This window comes from Roseomonas aerilata DSM 19363 (genome assembly GCF_000711725.1).
GTDB lineage: Bacteria > Pseudomonadota > Alphaproteobacteria > Acetobacterales > Acetobacteraceae > Roseomonas > Roseomonas aerilata.
In genome coordinates this window covers 1-20,972 of the sequence record NZ_JONP01000053.1, presented here as the reverse complement: position 1 = coordinate 20,972, position 20,972 = coordinate 1, and the positions used below count along the sequence as shown (strand labels likewise).

The 20,972-nt window shown below is 66.4% G+C and carries 15 protein-coding genes and 3 pseudogenes; 9 read left to right on the top strand and 9 right to left on the bottom strand.

Annotated features, from left to right (window positions below; all coding sequences use genetic code 11):
* Nucleotides 1-488: pseudogene (locus BO39_RS26260) on the top strand (IS5 family transposase); the annotation flags it as partial.
* Between the two features lie 2 nt (nucleotides 489-490).
* Here BO39_RS26260 and BO39_RS26255 read toward each other — a convergent pair.
* The gene (locus tag BO39_RS26255; RefSeq protein ID WP_052402787.1) at nucleotides 491-1,780 is read right to left on the bottom strand and encodes a serine hydrolase domain-containing protein; all 1,290 of its coding nucleotides are present in this window, start codon (nucleotides 1,778-1,780) and stop codon (nucleotides 491-493) included.
* Between the two features lie 241 nt (nucleotides 1,781-2,021).
* On the opposite strand from BO39_RS26255, the gene BO39_RS26250 reads away from it, so the two are divergent.
* A complete protein-coding gene (locus BO39_RS26250; RefSeq protein ID WP_043839335.1) occupies nucleotides 2,022-3,119 on the top strand; it encodes an SMP-30/gluconolactonase/LRE family protein in 1,098 nt (365 codons plus the stop codon).
* A 563-nt stretch (nucleotides 3,120-3,682) separates the two neighbouring features.
* On the opposite strand, the pseudogene BO39_RS35440 reads toward BO39_RS26250, so the two are convergent.
* Together BO39_RS35440 and tnpC are read right to left on the bottom strand one after the other, a co-directional pair.
* Nucleotides 3,683-3,982: pseudogene (locus BO39_RS35440) on the bottom strand (transposase); the annotation flags it as partial.
* An 855-nt stretch (nucleotides 3,983-4,837) separates the two neighbouring features.
* A pseudogene (gene tnpC / locus BO39_RS31775) lies at nucleotides 4,838-5,619 on the bottom strand (IS66 family transposase); the annotation flags it as partial.
* 52 nt (nucleotides 5,620-5,671) lie between these two features.
* Here tnpC and BO39_RS26240 point away from each other — a divergent pair.
* The 3 genes from BO39_RS26240 to BO39_RS26230 all read left to right on the top strand — a co-directional run bounded on the left by BO39_RS26240 (nucleotide 5,672) and on the right by BO39_RS26230 (nucleotide 7,359).
* Nucleotides 5,672-6,232 (top strand): DUF697 domain-containing protein, encoded by a 561-nt coding sequence (locus tag BO39_RS26240; RefSeq protein ID WP_169742854.1) that lies wholly within the window; start codon nucleotides 5,672-5,674, stop codon nucleotides 6,230-6,232.
* Nucleotides 6,233-6,414: 182 nt separating this feature from the next.
* Complete coding sequence (locus tag BO39_RS26235) at nucleotides 6,415-6,753, top strand: hypothetical protein (RefSeq protein WP_043839332.1); 339 nt, start codon at nucleotides 6,415-6,417, stop codon at nucleotides 6,751-6,753.
* Nucleotides 6,754-6,918: 165 nt separating this feature from the next.
* Complete coding sequence (locus BO39_RS26230; RefSeq protein ID WP_084698550.1) at nucleotides 6,919-7,359, top strand: response regulator; 441 nt, start codon at nucleotides 6,919-6,921, stop codon at nucleotides 7,357-7,359.
* A 6-nt stretch (nucleotides 7,360-7,365) separates the two neighbouring features.
* On the opposite strand, the gene BO39_RS30510 is transcribed toward BO39_RS26230, so the two are convergent.
* From BO39_RS30510 to BO39_RS30505, 3 genes are all read right to left on the bottom strand, one after another.
* On the bottom strand, nucleotides 7,366-7,902 hold the full coding sequence (locus tag BO39_RS30510) for a hypothetical protein (RefSeq protein WP_052402786.1): 537 nt from the start codon (nucleotides 7,900-7,902) through the stop codon (nucleotides 7,366-7,368).
* Nucleotides 7,839-8,225 carry a potassium channel family protein gene (locus BO39_RS31770; RefSeq protein ID WP_084698548.1) on the bottom strand — a complete coding sequence of 129 codons (387 nt, stop codon included), beginning with the start codon at nucleotides 8,223-8,225 and terminating at the stop codon, nucleotides 7,839-7,841. The genes BO39_RS30510 and BO39_RS31770 overlap by 64 nt, the downstream gene beginning before the upstream one ends.
* A 630-nt stretch (nucleotides 8,226-8,855) precedes the next feature.
* Complete coding sequence (locus BO39_RS30505; protein WP_052402785.1) at nucleotides 8,856-10,850, bottom strand: putative bifunctional diguanylate cyclase/phosphodiesterase; 1,995 nt, start codon at nucleotides 10,848-10,850, stop codon at nucleotides 8,856-8,858.
* Between the two features lie 86 nt (nucleotides 10,851-10,936).
* On the opposite strand from BO39_RS30505, the gene BO39_RS26215 reads away from it, so the two are divergent.
* Both BO39_RS26215 and rpoD read left to right on the top strand, forming a co-directional pair.
* Nucleotides 10,937-12,625 (top strand): sensor domain-containing diguanylate cyclase, encoded by a 1,689-nt coding sequence (locus tag BO39_RS26215; protein WP_156963949.1) that lies wholly within the window; start codon nucleotides 10,937-10,939, stop codon nucleotides 12,623-12,625.
* A gap of 68 nt (nucleotides 12,626-12,693) precedes the next feature.
* Nucleotides 12,694-14,598 (top strand): RNA polymerase sigma factor RpoD, encoded by a 1,905-nt coding sequence (rpoD, locus tag BO39_RS26210; protein WP_084698546.1) that lies wholly within the window; start codon nucleotides 12,694-12,696, stop codon nucleotides 14,596-14,598.
* A 49-nt stretch (nucleotides 14,599-14,647) separates the two neighbouring features.
* Here rpoD and BO39_RS33130 read toward each other — a convergent pair whose 3' ends face one another.
* On the bottom strand, nucleotides 14,648-14,818 hold the full coding sequence (locus tag BO39_RS33130; protein WP_156963948.1) for a hypothetical protein: 171 nt from the start codon (nucleotides 14,816-14,818) through the stop codon (nucleotides 14,648-14,650).
* Between the two features lie 213 nt (nucleotides 14,819-15,031).
* Here BO39_RS33130 and BO39_RS26205 point away from each other — a divergent pair, with 213 nt between their 5' ends.
* Nucleotides 15,032-16,717 (top strand): methyl-accepting chemotaxis protein, encoded by a 1,686-nt coding sequence (locus BO39_RS26205; RefSeq protein ID WP_169742853.1) that lies wholly within the window; start codon nucleotides 15,032-15,034, stop codon nucleotides 16,715-16,717.
* A gap of 9 nt (nucleotides 16,718-16,726) precedes the next feature.
* Nucleotides 16,727-16,966: a hypothetical protein gene (locus BO39_RS26200; protein ID WP_043839329.1), complete on the top strand. Its 240-nt coding sequence runs from the start codon at nucleotides 16,727-16,729 to the stop codon at nucleotides 16,964-16,966.
* A gap of 221 nt (nucleotides 16,967-17,187) precedes the next feature.
* Here the strand turns inward: BO39_RS26200 and BO39_RS30500 are convergent, their stop codons facing one another.
* On the bottom strand, nucleotides 17,188-19,788 hold the full coding sequence (locus tag BO39_RS30500) for a sensor domain-containing protein (RefSeq protein ID WP_052402781.1): 2,601 nt from the start codon (nucleotides 19,786-19,788) through the stop codon (nucleotides 17,188-17,190).
* Nucleotides 19,789-20,078: 290 nt separating this feature from the next.
* On the bottom strand, nucleotides 20,079-20,972 hold an 894-nt coding region (locus tag BO39_RS26190), incomplete at its 5' end, for a methyl-accepting chemotaxis protein (protein WP_043839326.1).

Here is a 20,972-nt window from a genome sequence, read left to right as displayed (position 1 = left end):
GATGCCACCCACCTCAAGGCGCACCGCACGGCCGCCAGCCTGCTCAAAAAGGGGATGTTCCCCGCCGTATCGGGCGCACCAAGGGCGGCTTGAACTCCAAGCTCCATGCCGTCTGTGACGGCAAGGGTCGGCCCGTGATCCTTCTCCTCTCGGAGGGGCAGATGAGCGACCACAAAGGGGCAGCCCTGATGCTGCCCCGCCTGCCACGCGCCAAGGAGCTGCTCGGCGACAAGGGTTACGACAGCAACCGCTTTCGCGAGGCCCTGGGCGAGCGCGGCATCGAGCCCTGCATACCCTCATCCGAGAGCCGCAAGGTGCCGCTCCCGTACGACAAGGCCCTCTACCGCCAAAGGCACACCATCGAGAACATGTTCGGCCGCCTGAAGGACTGGCGCCGCGTCGCCATGCGCTACGACCGATGCGCCCACACCGTCATATCCTCCATCTGCCTCGCGGCCGCCGTGCTCTTCTGGATCAATGAGTCCTGACCCTAGTCCGGCGCATAGAATGCTTCCCGCACCGCGTTGGCGATCGGGCCCGATCCGATGACGGCCGTCTGCGTCATGACAACCCCAACCACGCGGTTCGTCGGGTCTATCCAGAACTGCGTGCCGTAGATGCCGCCCCATCCATAGCTGCCGGAGGGCAGGCCAGTCTTGGCAGCGGCAGGGTCGGTCACCACGCCAAGGCCCAGGCTGAAGCCCCAACCCGGCCCGCGTAGGGTGGGCATGGTGCCCGTGGCGTTCGTCGTCAGCTGCCGCACTGTCTCGGCGCGCAGCACTCGCGCCCCATCCAGCTCACCATCGTTTAGGAGCATCTGGGCGAAGCGTGCGTAGTCCCCGAGAGTACCGCTCATACCTGCGCCACCCGAGTGATAGGCAACCGGCGAGAAGGCCCGGTTCGGGTCGAGGGTCGCGGTACCCCGCGTCGCAGGATAAGGAACGCCTTCGGTGGTTGTCACTGGGACATAGCCCGTACCAAGCGTGCCCGTGGGCTGCCCCGGGCGTGTTACCGGCACGAAGCGGGACCGTGCCGCTTCCGGCGCGTTGAACACCCAGCTCTCGATCCGGAGCGGCTTCGCGATCCGCTCCGTCACGAAGGCACCGAGCGTGCCACCTGCCACCTGCTCAATCACCGCGCCGAGCACATCCGTGGTCAGGGAATACTCCCAACTTGTTCCCGGCTGGTAGCCGAGCGGCGCCAGGGCCAACCGGCGCATCGCCTCGGCCGTCGTGACCTCTGGCTGGTCCAGCCCGTCGGTGACCCGCCCCTCGCGGTAGGCATCCACGATGACGGGACGGTTGATAAAGTTGTAGGAAAAGCCCGCCGTGTGGGTCATCACCTCGCGGATGGTGGGCGGCCGGGCGGCCGGCGTGTCGCTTCCATCAGCTCCACGTACCCGAAGGTTCGAGAACGCGGGAAGATAGCGGCTGACCGGCTCATCGAGCCCGATCCGCCCCTCCTCGACCAGGATCATCGCGGCGACGGAGGTGATAGCCTTGGTCATGGAAGCGAAGCGGAACATGTCCGTCGCTGCGACCGGCGCAGTGCCGCCCGGCTCGCGCGTGCCCATGCTACGGCTGTAGACGGGGCGGCCTTCCTGGAGGATCAGCACCGCAATGCCCGGCGTGCTGCGTCCCTCGACGAGCCCACGGACGGCCTCATCGACCTTCGCCATGCGGGCTTCGGGCGTACGGGCCAGCGCCGGGCAGAACGAGATGCCCCCAACGGCGAGCGCCCCAGCCCCCAGCAAGCCGAACAGATGCCGATGCGAAATCATTTTCAGGTTCCTCCCACCGGAGATTTTTGGTGTCTCGCGGCTAAAGTATTCGTCCGCAGGAGCGTCCAAGGGTCAAGGGGCCCGCCAACAGGGCTCGTGAGGCAAGCGGGGATGGTCAAGGAAAGCCGGCGCCTTTCACGACGCGGCCAAGGAAGCTTGCGGCTGGTGCTGTCGCTGGCGCCCGTGCCAATGTTCCCTCCAGAGTAGCCCGAACAACGGGCTCGTCTTCCGGAGGAAACACATGATCGAACACGAACCCAATGCGACCGGCCGCCGTGCTATGCTGGGCGTGGTAGCTGGCGCGCTCGCGGCCGGTGCTGCCATGCCTGCCAGTGCGCAGCGTAGCTACGAACGCGGTGCGTCACCGGTGCGCTATCCGGATGCAGATATCGTGTCGATCGATCCCAGGCGCTTTAAGGCTTCGCTTGGCAACTCCTCCATCCGGCGACTGGCCACCGGCTTTGCCTGGGCCGAAGGCCCTGCCTGGCACGCGACCGGCCGCTTTCTGGTCTGGTCCGACATCCCGAACGACGAGTGCCTACGCCTCAACGAGGAGGACAACTCGGTCCACCGCCGCTTTCGCTCGCCCTCCGGCTTCTCGAACGGAAATACATTCGATCGCGAAGGGCGACAGATCGCGTTCCGACACTTCGATCGGGACGTGGTGCGCTATGAAGCGGACGGGCGACGCACGGTGCTCGCCGCGGGCGGCCCGGATGGTCCCTTCAACGCGCCCAACGACGGGGTCGTGCACCCGGAGGACGGTGCCATCTGGTTTACCGACCCCGGCTACGGAGCACTCATGAATTATGAGGGGCAGCGCACGCCTGAGAGCGCGAACAGCCCACGCCCCTTCATCAAGGAGGCGGTGTACCGCATCGACGCGCAGAACGGACAGGTGACAAAGGTGGCAGACGACGCCTTTAAGCCGAATGGCCTCTGCTTCAGCCCGGACTATCGTCGGCTCTACGTGGCAGACAGCGGCACGAGCCACTACCCGCAGGCAAAGAACATCATCTGGGTCTATGACGTCGACGGTCCGGTCCTGCGGAACCCGCGCACGTTTTGCGACATGGAGTTGAACGGCAAGTCGGGTTTTGGTGACGGTGTCCGCTGCGACGAGCAGGGCAACGTCTGGGTGGGCGCGGGCTGGGTTGGTGAGGGCTATGATGGTGTGCATGTGTTTGCGCCAGATGGGCAGCGCATCGGCCAGATCCGTTTGCCGGAGATCTGTGCCAACATCTGCTTCGGTGGCACGAGGCGAAATCAGTTGTTCATGACCGCAAGTCAGAGCCTTTACGTGGTGCCTGTGGAAACACGTGGCGCGCATTTCTGTTGAATCGTAATGGCGGGGCATGGACACAGGGGCGAGCGTCCAACGGACCGCTCGGCATTGCTGCCTGCCCTGGCGAAAAGTTGTCGCGAAGCCTGGGTCTCAGGTGGTGTGCCCGCAAGGGCCAGGAATTAATACGAACCGGAGGTATCGGCCCATTCTGAGTGTGCACGGGGACCGCCTCTGTTCCGCTGTCCTCCTGTAAGGCACCCTGCGCTAGGCTGCCCCGATGACGAACAAGACCGAAGCGGGCGTCGTCAGGTTGGCGAGGTAGGAGCCAAGGAACACCTTAGCTGGCGCAGCCCTCCTCACACGGTCGTCAAGTTCTGGTCACATCGCGCCAAGCGCTGAATGCGGTATTGCGGAACTGTGTTGCACGGATCAGCTTGCAGGCGCAGTGAACCGCGGGAGCATCCGCGTTCACGTGATGCGGACATACTCCGGGCGTCCGAGCTCAAGCATGCGGTCCAGTACACGGACAGCGACGGCCACTTCGGTCGCACGGCGCTCGTCCGTGCGCGAACGCGCCATGTCGCGCCGCCGATGACCCGCTTGAACCTGCTGATGTCTGCCTCGACCAGGGCCTGATTGTTGTAGCCAGACCTCTTCTGCCAGCCCAAGCGTCCCCGCTCAGCAATCGCCCTGAGGTGCTGGTCGCGCTGGGTTGGCGCCGCCCCAGCCGTGGCGCTCCGAATGGCACTGGACCGTGGTGGCACGATCACCGCAGCATCGGCATGCCGGGCAGCAACCTCACCATAGACGCCGTCCTGGTCGTAGGCGCCATCCGCTGAGAAGGATGCGAGTGAGTCCGCCATCTGGTCGAGCAAGGGACCAATCTGCGACGCGTCGTCGACGTCGTTCGTCGTCAGGGTGGACGCGGCGATCCACCCAGCGTCGGCATCGTAGCCGTCCGGCGAGGGCCGCCTTCGTTAGAGGGATTTATGCGGTACAGCTCTGGCCGCACGCCTTCACGTGGCTGGATTGCCATGCTTGGCTGGTTGGGCATGCAATATTGGTCATCTTCGAGGACGCGATGCGGTCCAAGGCTTCAGTTTGGTGGACCGGCTTCGCGTTGAGCGTGGCCGGTTGCGTCGAGCCACTTCCGCCTTACGACAGCCGAGTACTGTCAGGACCGGACGAGCTCTTGCGCCGCATAATGGCGGTCGCCGACTCTGGTACGGCGCGGGATCCAGCGATCTCAGAACGTCTGCTCGGGCTTCAGTGGCGGATGGATGGGAGCACACCCGGACCATCGCAGTGGCTGATGGTCTCGGTCACACAGGGGCCGGCCTGGCTATCGCAGACGAGGAGACCCGCCGCCTCGCTACGGGCTGGACCTCGCGATAGCCCATCTTCGAGCGGCTACTTGTCGCGTTGGCGCGTGTTGCTGGAGTTCCGCCTGGTACCAGAGGCCGTTTGCATCCCCATGGACCAAGTGTTGCGGGAGTTCGGCCAACGAGGCGAGTGGCGGGGTTCGGAGTTGAGCAGTGGTTACGGTACACTCCACTATTTCGCGGTCCGCTCCGGCCCCGGCAATGAGGTCTGGTTCCATCCGACGAACACTCACCCATTTTTGGATCGCGGGCCGCCCGACTGCGTCATAGAAGTCGGGATTGCCCAGGAATGCGATGCGCGCTGCAGTACATTTGTCACCTACCCGCCCAATACCGAAGTGTTCGGGGCTTGGCCGCCTAAACGTTAGACATCGGTGCCGCAGTTTACGATCATGCGGCTTTTGAGAGTGGCGTGGCTTTGGGCGTCCAGTTCCACGGCAGGAGTTGGTCAAGCTTCGAGGCTGCATGGTCAGCGATCCGCGCCAGCACATCAGCGAGCCAGGCGCTCGGATCGACGTCGTTGAGCTTGGCGGTGACGATCAACGAGTATATGGCGGCCGCTCTCTCGCCGCCGCGGTCACTGCCCGCGAACAGCCAGGCTTTGCGGCCAAGGGCGACGCCGCGGAGGGCGCGTTCGGCGGCGTTGTTGGTCAAGCAAATGCGGCCATCGGCGAGGAACCCGGTGAACGCGTCCCAGCGCTTGAGGGCGTAGTCCAGCGCCTTGGCGAGATCGTTGAGGCGAGCAGCCTGGCCCTGGTTTCGAGCATCCAGGCGTGGAGGTCGGCGACCAGCGGGGCCACGAGGGTTTGGCGGTGCTGCAGGCGGTCGGCTGCCGGAGATCCGTTCACCTCGCGCTCGGCGTCGAACACCCGGTCGATGCGCCGCACGGCCTCGGCGCCGAGTGGCGCGCGGGCGACCTCGGCGAGCTCGAAGGCTCTTCGACGGAAATGGGCCCAACAGGCGGCCTCGGTAATCGGCCCCCGCTTGCGATCGGGCCGATAGAGCTCGCCGAACCCGGCATAGGCGTCAGCCTGCAGGATCCCGGCGTAGGCGGCCAGGTGGCGCCTAGGGTGCTCGGCTGTGCGATCACGGGAGAAGTGGAACAGGGCGGCCGGTGGGGCTGGCCCGGCAAAGGGCCGGTCATCCCGCACATAGGTCCAGAGCCGGGCCGTGGGCCTGTGACGGGAGGTGAGATCCTTGCAACAGCTGCAGGAGGTCGACACCTTGCGCGCCCTCCTGCTGCAGGATGACGCGCCGGTCGCGCCCGCTCGCGTCCTGGCACTGGAATGGATAAGCCGGCTCGAGCGGCTGCCCGACCTTGCCGCCGCGCGGGAGGCGGTCGCCAGCGCGCCCGACGTGCCGCTGCTGCGGGCGACCCTGCGCAAGCACCTGGGCGGATCCCTGCGCGAGGCCACACGGACGGCAGGGAATCGGGCGGCGCTGGAAGGCGGGGTGGTCGTGGCGATCAGCCCCTCGCCGGCGCTGGATGGGGTGCTGGCAGGGCTGCGCGGGCTGTCGCTGCTGCGGCAGGTCGCGGCGATCCACGGCATGCGCCCGGGTGCGGCGGTGACGCTCGCGCTGCTACGGCGGCTGGCCTGGACGGCGGCGGGCACCTCCGGAGCGGATCTGCTCGGGCAAAGCTTCGCCGACGCCGCCTTGTCCCACATCCCAGGCATCAAGCAGCTCGCCGCCGCCCTGCCGGGCTCGGGCCTGACCGCGCTCCGCCTGAAGAGCCTCGCCCAGGTGGCCGCGCGGGCCTGCTCACCGATGGAGGTGTCGCAGTAGAGGGCCGTGCGCTGCCGCTCAGGCGGCCAAAGTTTCTGGCGCAGCGCTGAGCGAGTGCCAGTGCCGCGGCAAGCAAGGGACGAGCGCATTATTCCGAAGATGCACCATAAATTCACGCCTCGTGCGTTAACTCCCGGCTGCCCCAGACATTCGAACAGCCTTTGGAGCGGACACGCGGGACCATGGAACCCTCCTTCGACTTCGCGGCCCTGGCGGCACGTGCGACAGCCCACAACCCGGACGCCGAGCTGATCCGCCTCTGCGACGCCCATCCAACCCTGCTTGCGGAGCTGAAGACCGAAGGTGCCGGTCATGGCTACTGCCGGCGCTGGCAGGCCTACGAGCGGAACCGGGACGCGATCAGTGCTGCCGTCCCGATGACAATGGCCGGCATCGTTGCCAAGGCCCTCGCAGCCAGGGCAGAGGCCAGGGGTTCGGATGAAACGGTTCACGGCACCGTGGCCGAGCTCTGGGCCTGGGATCTGGTGAAAGACTTGGTGCGCCTGGAGGGCGAGGGCTGAAGCCTGAACAGCAGCCTGGCAGTTCCTGGATAGCCGGCGCTCCTGAGGCTCGGACGACTGCCACAGGACGCGTTACTTCCCACCATATCGGTGCATATTAGTTATGTTATGGTAACGAGATCGTGCGTACTCTCGGGGCGCTGGTGGCCTTGAGGACCTCTGCGAATGTTGGAGCTTGTGGGCCGGCGCATCCTCGTGGCCGAGGACGAGTGCCTGATCGCCATGCTGATCGAGGACTGCTTGCGCCAAGCAGGAGCTGAGGTCGTCGGGCCCGCCGCAAGCGCCGAGGACGCCCTCAGGCTGCTCACGAAGGTCGGAGCGGAGGGTACCTTGGATGCTGCGGTCCTAGACGTGAGGCTCGGCGATGGGAGCGTCCTTCCCGTCGCCGACAAGCTCACTGCCCTTGGTGTGCCGTTCGTCTTCGCGACCGGCTACGAAGCCCCTGAGCTTGGCAGGTATACCGCCGCACCTGTCCTTCTGAAGCCGATCTCCACGGGGAATCTGATGACCACGTTGGCGGACCTGGTGCGAGCGCCGTGTAGTTCAGCGTTGGCGCAGGTACGGACGAGCGGGCCACTGGCGACCTGTGTGATACGGGTGAACTGACCACCCTCACTGCCGCCGCAGTCGTGCGCGCAGGCGTCCGACCAGCCGGCCCTCTTGATGCGAGGAAACATTGCTCTCGCTCCTGTCGGTCAGCTGTTCGATGAGCCGGCTGGCGATCGGACCCCGGTGTCCGCCCTCCCAGTGATCGGCGGCATCATCGGCCGGCAGCCAGCCCGGCAGGCTCAGCACCAAGGCAGACCCGAGCCCGTCAAGCAGCGGCTCGTAAGTCGCGCGAAGGGCAGCGAGCGTCTCCTCGGCATTCGCCCCGCCCCGCCACTTCAGTCCGGCCGCGCGCAGCCGGTTCTCCAACCGGTCGTACGCCTCGCGCGGCAGGCGGTCACCTCCGTCGTACCGCGACGGGCTCACCCGGGGGGAGCGCGCCATTTCGACCATGACCTGGCGCGCCATGGTGAAGGTCATGCGCGCCTGTAGAGGGTGCAGCTCCTCGACGCCGACCAGGATCAGCGCGCAGGTATCCATCACCGCGGCGGTGGCCGCGAGCCACGACTGGTTGTCGTGCTGTGAGCGGTAATAGACGAGCATGGGATAGGAGAGGTGGCTTTCCAGTAGTTCGGAAGCCTAGACCTCCCACTCGCGAAGCAGCTCGTCGAGTTTGTCCAGACCACCGCCTGCGACGTGGCGGCAAAGCATGGTGCACGCTGGCGCGGAGACCCGGCGCGGCCGTCGAGCTGGATCACGTGGGCCTCACGTCGGGCAAAGAGCTGGTAGAGCACCGGCAGGTAGCCGATCACAACGACGATGAAGCCGATCCAAGTGCCGGCCTCGACGACGCTCACGACGCGGGCCGCGGCCGTATGCGGGACCACATCGCCGTAGCCCAGGGTGAAGAAGGCGACCCCGCTCATGTAGATCTGCTCCGGGAGGAGCCGACCACGGGGAGTGATCTGCCTGCAAGGCCCACTCGAGCAGGCCGAAGCCGGCGATTAGGGCCGTGCCCCAGAAGGCAAACAGCACCACCATCGACAGTGCGCCAAACACCCCGAGGAAGCGCTCCCGCCGCGCACCGACAGGTAGGCGAAGGGCCAGGGCCGACCAGGCTGCCCAGCTCAGGCCGAAATACAAGCGGCTCAGCCGAAGATGCCGATGCACGCGCCGGGGTAGGAGCATCACCTTGAAGGCGTCCTGCAGCACGATGCACAGCAAGAGGACGGCCAGGAAGGCGGCGATCAGCGGGACCATGCCCCTTCAACGTAGGAACACCGCCGTCAGACACCTCGTCCTGCACAAGGGCCTTCAGCGCCGCTCAGCCTATCCTGCCTCCTCGGACACAGGGAGGGCGGAGTGGTGATGGCGTTCAGCCACTCGCCGACAACCGATGGCGTGCTGGCGGGCTGCCGCCGCTAAGGCAGGTTACCTGCGCGGCGGGCACTTCCAGAGCGGACCTGCTCGGGCAAGGCTTTGCCGACAGTGCGCTCTCGCACATTCCTGGTCTCAAGCTGATGCTGCCATGGCACACGTGCCGCCCCACATGACTGCTAAATGTCCGGGAACGCCCGAAGCGGGGGGCAGGGGACGAGCACCGTCTCCGATGACGTGTCCCGGTGCGCAGCCAGGCCGATCCCGACCATGCCACCCCGCCTGGGCGCCGGCAAGCTGGCCAGCGGTCTTGGAATGCCGCCGGCCAGCGCCCGCTGCACGTTGACCTCGGCCTCCCGAGCAGCGCGCACGACGTCCGCCGCCCGAGCAGGCCTCGCCAGCAGAAAGCCCTGAACGAGGGACACACCGCAGCTTGCCACGGCGCGGAGTTGGCCGGCCGTCTCTACACCTTCCGCGACCACCCTGACGTCGAGCGCGTGGCCGAACTCGGCGATGAGGCTCACCATGTGCGCCTGGACAGGATCGGTGCAGATCTCCCTGACCAAGCTTCGGTCGATCTTGATGCCGGTGCAGGGGAACTGCCGCAGTGTCGTGAGCGAGCCATGCCCGGCGCCGAAGTCATCCAGCGAGACCCTGGCGCCGAGCGCGCGAATACCCTGGATCGCCCTCTTGGCCTGTACCGCATCTCCCGCGAGAGCGGTTTCGGTCATCTCGACGACGAGCCGGGCCGCGGGCAGGCCACTCGACGCAAGGGCGTCCTTAACCATGGCGGCGACGTTGATAAGGCCGAACGACACGGCCGAGACGTTGATCGAGACCAGCCAGGGCTCGGGCCAGGTGACGGCCGCCTTGCAGGCGGCGGCGAGCACCCAGCGGTCCAGATGCGAGATGAGGCCGAGCCGCTCGGCAAGGGTGACGAACTCGGAAGGAGGAATGGAGGTCCCCGGGCCGACGTCCCACCGGACCAGGGCTTCGAGCGAGGAGGTCCGCTGAGTGCTCAGGGCAACCACCGGCTGGAAAGCAAGGGTGAAAGGCTCCGCCCCGCCCGGCACGAGCGCCCGGCGCAAACGGTCCGCCAGGTCCATCCGACCGATGCTGCACGCGCGTGGCAGGGCGGGCTGAGCCGGCGTGTCGGCGGTCGCTGCCCCCGGTTCTACGGCAGGCGGCCAACCAGCATGGCGTGTCCTTCCCCGGCCAGCGCGCTTGGCATCGTAGAGGGCGACGTCGGCAAGATGGACGAGCTCGGGCGGCGTTGTCGCGTCGTCGGGCAGCCCGGCGACACCGATCGATGTCCGCAGCGGCACGGCCTGCCCCTCAATCATGAAGGTGTCCGCCATGGCGGCATGGATGCGATGCGCAAGCGCCTGGCGTGCCTCGGTCGCGGTCATGCCGGGGCAGAGCAGGGCGAACTCGTCGCCACCGAGCCGGAAGGCATGGTCACCGGCACGCACCGCCGCCTGCAACCGTCTGCCGACTTCCTGCAGGGCGAGGTCGCCGCCCGGATGCCCGAAGACGTCGTTGATGGCCTTGAACCCGTCCAGGTCCAGCAGAAAGAGCGTGGCGCCATGGCCGGCCAGCGGCTCGAGCGTGGCCTCGAACTCGCGCCTGTTCCCAAGATTGGTCAGCGGGTCGGAGCGGGCGTCCATCTCCAGCCGGCGCATCACGCCGTGCAGGCGGATGGCGGCCGAGGCGCCAGTGGCGAGGTCACGCAGCCGGTCCAGCTGCCAGGTGTCCGGCGTCTGCGGCTTCTGGTCGGCGACGCAGAGCGTGCCGAGGGCGTGGCCATCCTCCGCCAGGAGCGGGACCCCGGCGTAGAAGCGGATGCCTCCTTCGCTGAGGACATTGGGATTGTCGCAGAAACGGGGGTCGAGCCGGGCGTCGGGAACGCAGAGCACCTCGTCCGGCCTGAGGATCGCGTGGGCGCAGAACGAGGCATCCCGGTGCGTCTCGCTGATCGGCGGACCGACGATCGCCTTGAAGATCTGCCGGTCCGCTTCGAGGAGCGAGATCGCGGCCATCGGCGCGTGGAAGAGGGCACCGGCCACCCGCACGAAGCTGTCGAACACCTCGCTCGTAGGCGTGCCCAGGATGTCGAGGGAGCGCAGGGCGCTGAGACGCCCGGCCTCGTCACGTGGCAGTGGAGCAGATGGCATCGTCCATCCTCAACAAGATTGTTCTGGCATAGCAATACATGGCGCAGAACATTGCTTATTCTTAATGGTGACTGATTTCCTGAGGGTTGGTTCATTACACCAAAATACCTCACGACACCGTGAGTTTTATGCTGCTAGAGTTCTGGATGTCGCAACGATCCCCGTGGTCGAGCAAGGCAGCAACAGGGTGGGACATGCAGGAAGCGGCCGGACGTCCGAACGTCTTTCGTCCACGGACTTGGAGGCCGACTACCGTGGTCCGAGCCTTGACCCTCGCGGGGATGAGTGTCGCTGTCGGCGTGCTCGGGCTGGGCGCTCTCGTGCTGCTGGACGCCCGGTCGGACGCGTGGCGCCAGGCAGAGCAGGCATCGACCAACCTGACGCGTGCCCTTGAGGGGGACATCGCGCGCAACATTCACACCTATGATCTGTCTCTGCAGGGGACCAGCGTCGCGCTGAGCCAGCCCGGGCTTGACCTCGCCACTCCTGAAGTCCGGCACATGGCTCTGTTCGATCGCGCTGGCACCGCCGAGTACCTCGGCTCGGTTCTCGTGTTGAACCCAGAAGGCACAATTGTCGCCAATTCCACATCGCTCGTGCCAGAACGGCTCAACTTCGCTGATCGTGAATACTTCCGCGTCCATCAGGAGCGGGCTGATGCCGGGCTCTACATCAGCCGGCCCTACCAGAGCCGCCTGCGGAGGGGCGACCCGAGCATCGCGATCAGCCGTCGCCTGCCCGATGAGGGGGAGCACTTCCAGGGCGTCGTCATGGGCGCCATGAGACTGGCCTACTTCCAGGACCTGTTCAGCAAGCTCGACCTTGGCTCTCAAGGATCGGTGACCTTGCTTCGGAGGGATGGGACCGTGGTCGCGCGCCACCCCTTCCGCGAGGGCGACGCGGGGCGCGATCTCAGCGGCTCTGACACTTTCCGCCGGGTCAGTGCCTCACCATCAGGACGCTTTGTCGCGGAAGCGCCGTTAGATGGTGTCAAGCGCCTCTACACCTTTCGCCATGTGGGCGATCTGCCGCTTATTCTGAGCGTCGGTGTGTCGACCGCCGAGGTCTACGCCGCCTGGTGGAACAAGGTGAGCAGCCTTGGTTCCATCCTGCTGGTGCTATGCGGCGCGACCGTCGCCCTTTGCCTGCTCTTCAAGCGTGAGATGCTACGTCGTTTGGAGGCGGAGAAGGCGCTGACCGAGGCGGCCGACCGGCTCTCCGTCATGGCAGCAACGGACGGGCTGACAGGGCTCGCAAACCGGCGCCAGTTCGACGCGGTCCTGGACCGGGAGTGGCGCCGTGCCGCCCGCAACGCGCTTCCGATCTCCCTCCTGCTGCTCGATGCTGACTTCTTCAAAGCCTACAACGACAGCTACGGGCACCAGCAGGGCGACCGGGTGCTCCGAGGCATCGCGGCCTGCATCCGCTCCGCCCTGCTACGCCCCGTCGACACGGGAGCTCGCTACGGGGGGGAGGAATTCGTTGTCCTCCTGCCCGACACCGATGCCGTAGGCGCCTGGACGATGGCCGAGCGCCTTCGCGACGCTGTTGCTGCCCTGGAGATCCCCCATGCCGCAAGTTCCCTGGGGTGGGTCAGCGTGAGCATCGGGATAGCGACCGCCTACCCACAACCCGGGCAGCTGCCAGATCCGCTCGTCGAGGAGGCCGATTGCGCCCTCTACGGGGCGAAGCGCGGCGGGCGTAACCGTGCCTGCGCCGCCACGCAGATCCCCAGCGTCCTACCAGCAACCGCCGAGCTTACACAGAGGCAGTAGCCCGGGCTCGCGAATGCCAGCGCCCGGAAGGCCGCTGGCTTGTGACAAACGCGACCAGGAGCGCCGGCATGAACCGGGAACTCAACGAAGCGAACAGGTCGGCGATGGACGAGGACAGCGAACTGACACCGAAGGAGCAGGAGAGGATGCTCTCGGACTCAATGCCTGAGGCAAAGAGCAGCACCCTTCATGACCTGGTAGAACTTGGACGAAGCCGGGGCCACGTCACCGAAGCCGAGGTATCCGCCGCCTTCCCTGCCGACCGCCTTGAGGAGGTGCTCGCCGTCCTCTCCGTTGCTGGCATCCATGTTGCCGATGAGGATCAGGATGAGGAAGAGGAGCAGGTTCATCAGGAGCAGCCGCGCGCGGCACCAGAGGAGGGTAGCGACGCCGCTGAAGAGAACGGTCCAGGCACGACCGATTCGGTTCGCTTGTACCTGAGAGAGGCTGGAGCCGTCATGCGCCTCAGCCGAGAGGGCGAGGTCGCCATCGCCAAGCGCATCGAAGTTGGTCGCAGCATGATGATCGAGGGGCTCTGCCAGTCCCCGATGACGTTGACGGCAATCGTGGGCTGGTACCGGGCGCTCCAGAGCGGAAGCATGCCGCTGCGGCAGATCCTTGACCTGGAGGCGACCGCCGACACCGCCGATGGTCTCAGCCTTGAAGAGGACGACGGCCTGGAGGGCGAAAGCGAGGCGGGGACCAGACCGCCGGCTTCTGCTCTCGAGCAGCAGCTCAGGCCAGGGGCTTCAGCGGCCTTCGCCGCCATCGAGGCGGCGTCGGAAAGCCTACGGGAACTCCAGGCCCGCCGCATGGCCGCTTATGCCGACGGCCGTGCCCTCAAGCCGGCTGACGAGGCGAGGTTTGCGCGAGGCCGGCGCGAGTTGGTTATCCTGGTAGGCCAGTTACACCTCCACCCGACGCGCTTGGCGGAACTCGTGGAGGGCTTGCGCCAAGTCAACAAGCGCCTGACGAGCGCCGAGGGCCGCCTGCTCCGGGTCGCTCAGGTGGCCGGAGTCGGGCGCGACGACTTCCTCACAGCCTATCATGCTTCCGGTTCCGCGCCCGTGTGGGTAGCCACCCTGGCTTCACGCAAAGGGAAGGGGTGGATGGCTCTGGCGACGCGGCACGCCGCGGAAGCCGAGGAGGCACGCGCACCGATCCTCGCCATCGCCGCCGAGGCGGGCCTGCCGATTGAGGAGTTTCGCCGTGTGCAGGCCCTGGTGTCACAGGGCGAGCGCGACATGAACCGGGCGAAAGGGGAGATGATCGAGGCCAACCTTCGCTTGGTTGTTGCTGTGGCCAAGCGATACACCAACCGAGGCCTGCAGCTGCTCGATCTTATTCAGGAGGGCAACGTTGGCCTGATCAGGTCGGTCGACAAGTTCGACTACCGCCGCGGCTTCAAATTCGGCACCTATGCGACGTGGTGGATCCGCCAATCCATCACGCGTGGTCTGGCCGATCAGGGCCGCACCATCCGTGTTCCCGTGCACATGGCAGACACCCTCAACAAGCTGAACCGGACCTCACGGCAGCTGGTGCAGGACCTCGGGCGGGAACCGAGCGCGGCAGAGCTTGCGGAACGGATGGGCCTACCGGTCGAGAGAGTGACCAAGGTCCAGAAGATCGCGCGCGAGCCGGTCAGCCTTGCGACACCGTTGGGCGATGAAGAGGACAGCCAGCTCGGTGACCTTATCCGTGACGAGAACGCCGTCATGCCGCTGGATGCAGCCGTGCAAACCAGCCTGCGGGATGCCGCGAACAAAGCGCTGTCCGGGCTCAACCCGCGCGAGGAGCGTGTCCTGCGCATGCGCTTCGGGGTTGGCATGAACACCGAACACACGCTTGAGGAGGTCGGCCAGCACTTCAACGTGACGCGCGAGCGCATCCGGCAGATCGAGGCGAGCGCCCTTCGCAGGCTGCAGCAGCCTACCCGCTCCAGGCAGCTCCGCAGCTTTCTGGAGGGCTGACCGGGGCTATTGGGCTACCGCCGCTGGGTCGAGGCCGCTGCTCCTCCGCCTATTGCCTCGCAGCGATCATGGCGCGCAGGTCAGACAGCTGATGGCGCGTGATGGCGGCGAGCCCATTCAGGATGGCTGCGTCCTCCGGCTGGGTGCTCAGGGAGGCCAGGCGCACACAGCGCTCGACCTTGGCCTGTAAGTCCCGCACCTGGCCTTCTACCCCCTCCATGATCGCCTCCGCCGAGTAAGTCGCGGCAGGCTAGGGATGAGCGATAAAGCGAGGGTTAACGACAGTACCGCTGAGTGACGACGGCTTTACGATTCCGGACGACACCGCGAGATTGCTCCATACACAGCGCCTTCTCCGGGCTCAGACCACCTTCATCCGCCCGAAACCTCCTGGAGCTACATTCCCGAACAGTCCCCTCGGAGAATAATGGTCGTGGCTTTCCTGGGTTCCCTGCGTACCCGCACCAAGCTGCTCGCCAGCTTTGGCCTTCTCCTCCTCCTGCTGTTCGCCATCGGCGGGGTTGGTCTCTCCCAACTCGCCGGGGTGAATGACCGCGCGGCCGACATCCGCAATAACTGGCTGCCCTCCACCCGTCTCCTCGGTCGCCTGGAGACCACGCTGAGCCGCTATCGCCTGTTCCAAGCCACCTTCATGCTGGCTGACAATCCCGAGGTTAAGTTGCGTGAGGCTCAGAGCATCGCCACCGTTGGCCAGGAGATCGAGACTCTCTGGCGTGCCTACGAGCCCATGATCTCTGACGGCGAAGAACGCCGCATGGCCGACGCTGTCCGGCAGGGCTGGCGAGACTATCTCGCCCTCAGCCCCCGCCTGCTAGACCTGGCGCGCACCGACCAGCCCGCTGCCGTCCGGCTCTATTCCGGCGAAGCACGTGTTGCTTTCAACCGACTCCGTGAGGCCCTAAGCGCGGACATCGCCCTCAACGCCGAGGCCGGCGCGGCCGCCGCGGCCGCTGGCGAGGCCATTTACCACCGGGCCTTCTGGCTCATCCTGGCGGTCATGGCGGGCTCGGCGCTGCTGGCCATCCTCTCCGCCCTGTGGCTCGCCCGTGACGTGGGCGGCGGCATGGCCCGGCTGGCCGCGAGCATGCTCCGCCTCTCCCGGCGCGACTACGCGTTCGACCTGCCCGAGACGGCGCGCGGCGACGAGCTCGGCGACATGGCTCGGGCGGTCGACACCTGCCGCACCGGCCTCCAAGAGGCCGATGCCCTGGCGGCTGCTCAGGCCGCTGAGGCCGCCGTCAAGGTCCAGCGTGCCGCCCGCGTTGACACCCTCGTTCGCGGCTTCGAGGCTGAGGCCGCAGGCGTTCTGCGCAGCGTCGCTGCCGCGGCGACGGAACTCGATGCCACGGCCGGCGAGATGGAGGGGGCAGCGCGCGACGGGACCGAGCGCGCCGTCTCCGTGGCCGCCGCCTCCGAGCAGGCGAGCATGAACGTCCAGACCGTAGCGGCGTCCGCCGAGGAGCTCGCCGCCTCCATCTCCGAGATCGCCCGCCGCGTCGCCGAGAGCGCCACCATGGCCCAGCAGGCCACCACCGATGCCCGGGCGACCGACACGGCGGTCCAGGGTCTCTCCCAGGCGGCCAAGGGCATCGGGGCCGTGGTCAGCCTCATCAACGACATCGCCGGCCGGACCAATCTGCTCGCGCTGAACGCCACCATCGAGGCGGCGCGCGCGGGGGAGGCGGGCCGAGGCTTTGCTGTGGTGGCCTCCGAGGTGAAGGCGCTGGCGGCCCAGACTGCCAACGCGACCGAGGAGATCGGCGCCCAGATCGCCGCCATGCAGAGCGAGACCGACCAAGCGGTCGGGGCAATCGGCAGCATCGTGCGCACGATCGAGGCAATGAACCACGTCACCGCCCAGGTGGCCGCGGCGGCCGAGGAGCAGTCCTCGGCCACCCAGGAGATCGGGCGCGCCGTGGCCGAGGCGGCGTCTGGCACGAAGGAGGTCTCGCGCCACACCTCGGGCGTGACCCAGGGAGCGGAGCGGACTGGCGAGGCCGCCTCGCAGGTCCGCTCGGCCGCCGGCGAGCTTGCCCAGCAGGCGGAGGCCCTCAACGGCCAGGTAGTCACCTTCCTCACCGCCATCCGATCGGCTTAGGGACTCCGGATGGACGCCGCAGACACCGTGGCCGAGCTGCGCCTCTGGGCGCAGCTCGCGGCGACCCTCGGCCGCGATCTCACCTGCCTTGCCGCGTCCCTGGACGGGCTGGGCGTCACGCAGGTTGCCGCCCAGGTTAGGGAGATCGACCCTGTCGCCCTGCTCGCCTTGCCACCTGACGAAGCAGTCCGATGCCTCGTTTGTCTCAGAACAGCCCTCGGCCGCTTTCAAACAACCTCGGTTCGCTGACGGCTGGCTCAGGGTAAGGATCTGATTGGGACGGTCAGCCGTCCGAAACACCAGCGACCTTGTTGTGCCCTGTCCATCCTCTCCAAACGACTCGCCGCCGAGATGCTTGGTCAGTCCTTGGATGAGTTGGATTTCTAGTACAGCTGGCCCCACGTTGCAGGCCGGGGCTGCTCCGGCAGCCCAGCCTCGTCATCCCCGATCCTGAGCACTATCCGCTGGGGTCAAGCTGCTCCCCTGCTCGCTGCTGCCGCGACGTCGGCGAGCATCGCCGGTACGTCGGCAGCAGGTTGGGGTCGGCTAAACAAGTAGCCCTGTGCCTCATCACACCCTTGACGGCGCAACGCCGCGAACTGCTCCTCGGTCTCAACCCCTTCCGCCGTGGTAGTCATGTCGAGGGCACTGCAGAGATCGGTGACCGCGCGAACGATCGCAGTGCTTTTCCGTGAGTCGTCGACACTGCAGACGAACCCACGGTCGATCTTCACCTTGTCAAACGGAAAGCGCTGCAAGTAGCTCAGGGACGAGTACCCAGTACCGAAATCGTCCATCGCGATCCGTACGCCGAGCGCCTTGAGTCGGTGCAGCGTGGCCAGTGTGGCCTCGGCATCGCGCAACATCACGGTCTCGGTGATCTCAAGCTCGAGGCGCCTGGGCTCCAGGCCAGAGGCGGCCAAGGCGGCCGCGACGCACTCGACCAGTTCGGTGCTGGCGAACTGGGCGGCCGACAGGTTGATCGCGACCTTAGGTCGACCGGGCCAGGACACCGCCTCGGAGCAGGCCTGGCGCAGGACCCACGCGCCGAGAGGGATGACTAGGCCGATCTCCTCGCAGAGCGGGATGAAGTGATCGGGCGGCACCAGGCCGCGTTCCGGGTGGTGCCAGCGTACCAGGGCCTCCAGCCCGGTCACCTGGCGGTCCATGACGCCAACGATGGGCTGGTAGTACACCTCGAACTCGCGTGCGGCGAGCGCCCGGCGCAGGTCGAGTTCGAGGACACGACGCATCTGCATGCGCGCGTCCATCTCGGGCTCGAAGAAGCGCCAGGTGCCGCGTCCATCGGCCTTGGCACGGTAGAGGGCCATATCGGCGCCTCTCAGCAAAGCGTCAGGATCGAGCCCATCCTCGGGCGCCAGCGCGATACCCACGGAGGCGCCCACCGAGACATGCTGGCCGTCAATGTCGAGGGGAACTGAACCCGCCGCCACCAGCCACCGGGCGAGAGCAATCGCGCCGCTCGGCTGGTCGATACCTGCCTGCACGATAGCGAACTCGTCACCACCCAGTCGAGCCAGAGTATCGGTCTCGCGCAACTCCGCTCGAAAACGGTCGGCAACGGCACGAAGGACGGCGTCGCCTGTGGGGTGGCCGAGCGTGTCGTTCACCTCCTTGAAGCGGTCGAGGTCGACGCAGAGCACGGCAAAGCCCTCGCCGCGCCCGGCCCACGCCAAGGCCTCGTCCAACCGCTGACGAAGGCGCAACCGGTTGGGCAAGCCGGTCAAGGCGTCGTGGTGGGCCATGTGCGCGACCTGCGCCTCGGCCTCGCGTCGTTCGGTTACATCAATGGCGACACCGGCGGCTGCGATCGCCCGCCCGTCCTCAGCGTACTCGTAGTGGGCCCGCATCTCTATATGGCGGACCAGCCCGTCCGAGGCGCGACGAATGCGGAAGTCGCACGACAAGTCGGGCTCGCAACACGCTCGCGCGCCGTGGATGGATTGCAGTGTCCGTGCTCGGTCACCAGGAACAATAATGCTCAGGAGAGCGCCGATTGGGATAGGACCGTCTGCTGCAGGCAACCCGAGCAAGCGCCGAAGCTCGGGACCACCCTCAACCTCGCCCGTATCCAGGTTACGCCAGAAGGTGCCGATCTGCCCAATCGCTAGGCTTAGTCGGAGCATCTCCTCGCTCACCCGCAGCCGTTCCTCAGCGTGGCGCCGCTCGGTGACATCGATGAGGACACCGGCTGAGGCGACTGGCTTTCCCTGAGCATCGAACTCGTAGCGGGCCCGCATCTCAACGTAGCGGAGCGCCCCATCAAGGGAGCGGCGAATACGGAAGTCGCAGCTGATGCCGGCGTCCCGGCGGACCATGGCGTCCCGTATGAGGGCGGCGAGACGGGGTCGGTCCTCGGGCACCAGGGCCTGCATCCATTCGTCGGACGGAAGGGGCTCGTCAGTTGCGGGTAACCCGAAGATCCTACGCAGCTCCGGGCTACAGTGAAGCGCACCGGTGGCAAGGTCGCGTCGAAAGCTGCCGATGCGGCCGGCGATCTGACCGACGCGAAGCATCTCCTCGCTCGACCGGAGCCGCTCGATCGCAGTGCGGTACTCCGTGACGTCCTGGACAATGGCAACGCAGTGCGTCGGCCGCGTGTCGGCGTCCCTTGCGGAAACCGTCATGCTCAGCCGCACCCAAGCGACGGATCCGCCGGGCTGTAGATATCGCTGCTCCACATCCCAGCCCTTGCCGTCATGGCGAACAACCTGCCAGCGGGTGACTTCGGCTTCGAGGTCGTCGGGGTGCACAACGTCCGCTGGACCAAGTCCGTTCAACAGCTCGTCCTCAGTACGCCCTGTCATGCCACAGAAGCGGGAGTTCACCTGAACGAACTGACACGTTGTGGTGTCGACTTCAGCAATCCCAACCGTACTCGTCTTGATCACTGCTTGCAGGGCACCTACGCGTTCAGCAAGGAAGCGCGCGGCAGCCTCGCCCTCTGTGAAGAAGGACCGAGCCGCGGTTTTATGCACTTTCCTCACGAGCAGCTTATGCAATCCGCCTGACTTACGCGATTGGCGGTCGGTCAGGAGAATGCCGCCCATGATGAATGCCTCCTACGGTGTTGCGGTGTCTCTCGTTCCGCATGATTTGGGCGACCAACAACGCGGTTGTGCATCTTTCGAGTGCTGACCTCCTGCGTCATCCTCCCCGGCAGTATGCTGCCTGCAAGCAGCTGATAACGGTCTCGTCGCGCAATCCGCTCATTAGTGGATCAGCCCTCGGTCCGAGAGGCCGCGGCTCGCTTCGCCGTCAGTCGGATCACCATGCCAACCGATGCAACACACTCCCCGCCGCCCCTGTGCCGTCCGCGTCGAAGGCAGGAAGGGCGGATTCACCGAACGAGGATTTTTGCCGCTTCCTTCGTGTTGGAAACGGCTGTAGCCACCTGGTTCACGGCCGCGGAAATCTGCCCAACACTGGCCGAGACAGTTCCTACAGCTTTGGACGCGCTGCCCATGCTGGCGGACATGCTGCTGGTCACGGCGCTCTGCTCCTCCACCGCCGAAGCCGTCACGGCCACGCTCTCCCGCACCGATTCAACCGCCTGGCGAATGGTCGAGAGCGTGCCGGTGACGGTGTCGGAGATGGACTGGACCCCCTCGATCTCCTGCGCAATCTTTTTGGTGGCGTCAGCAGTCTGGCTCGCCAGGTTCTTCACCTCGGCCGCCACCACGGCGAAGCCCCGGCCAGCCTCGCCGGCGCGCGCCGCCTCGATGGTCGCATTCAGCGCCAGCAGGTTCACCTGCCCCGCGATGCTCTGGATAAGGCTGACCACCCCGCTCATGGCCTGGGCGGCAGCAGTCAGTTTCTCGGTGCTTTCCGCATCCAGGCTTGCCTGCTCGGAGGCATTTTCCGTGGCGATGCGGGATTTTGCCATGTTCCCGGAGATTTCGCCCACGGAGGAAGCGAGCTGCTCGGCCGCCGCGGCGATCGTCTGCACGTTTCCGGCCGTCTCGTCCGCCGCGCGGGCTGCCGATCCGGCCTCGGCCAGGGAGAGGCCGATCGCCGCGTCGATGTCGCCGAAATTGTTGTCGATCAGCGTCTTCAGGTCGGCCAGCAGCTTGATCTGGTCGGAAACGTCGGTCGCGAACTTGACGATCTTCTCCACCTTGCCGGTGGCATCGAGGAGCGGGTTGTAGGACCCCTCGATCCAGACGGGGCGGCCGTCCTTGCGCACCCGCTTGAACTGCGCCGCCTGGTACTCCCCGGCGCGCAGCTTTTCCCA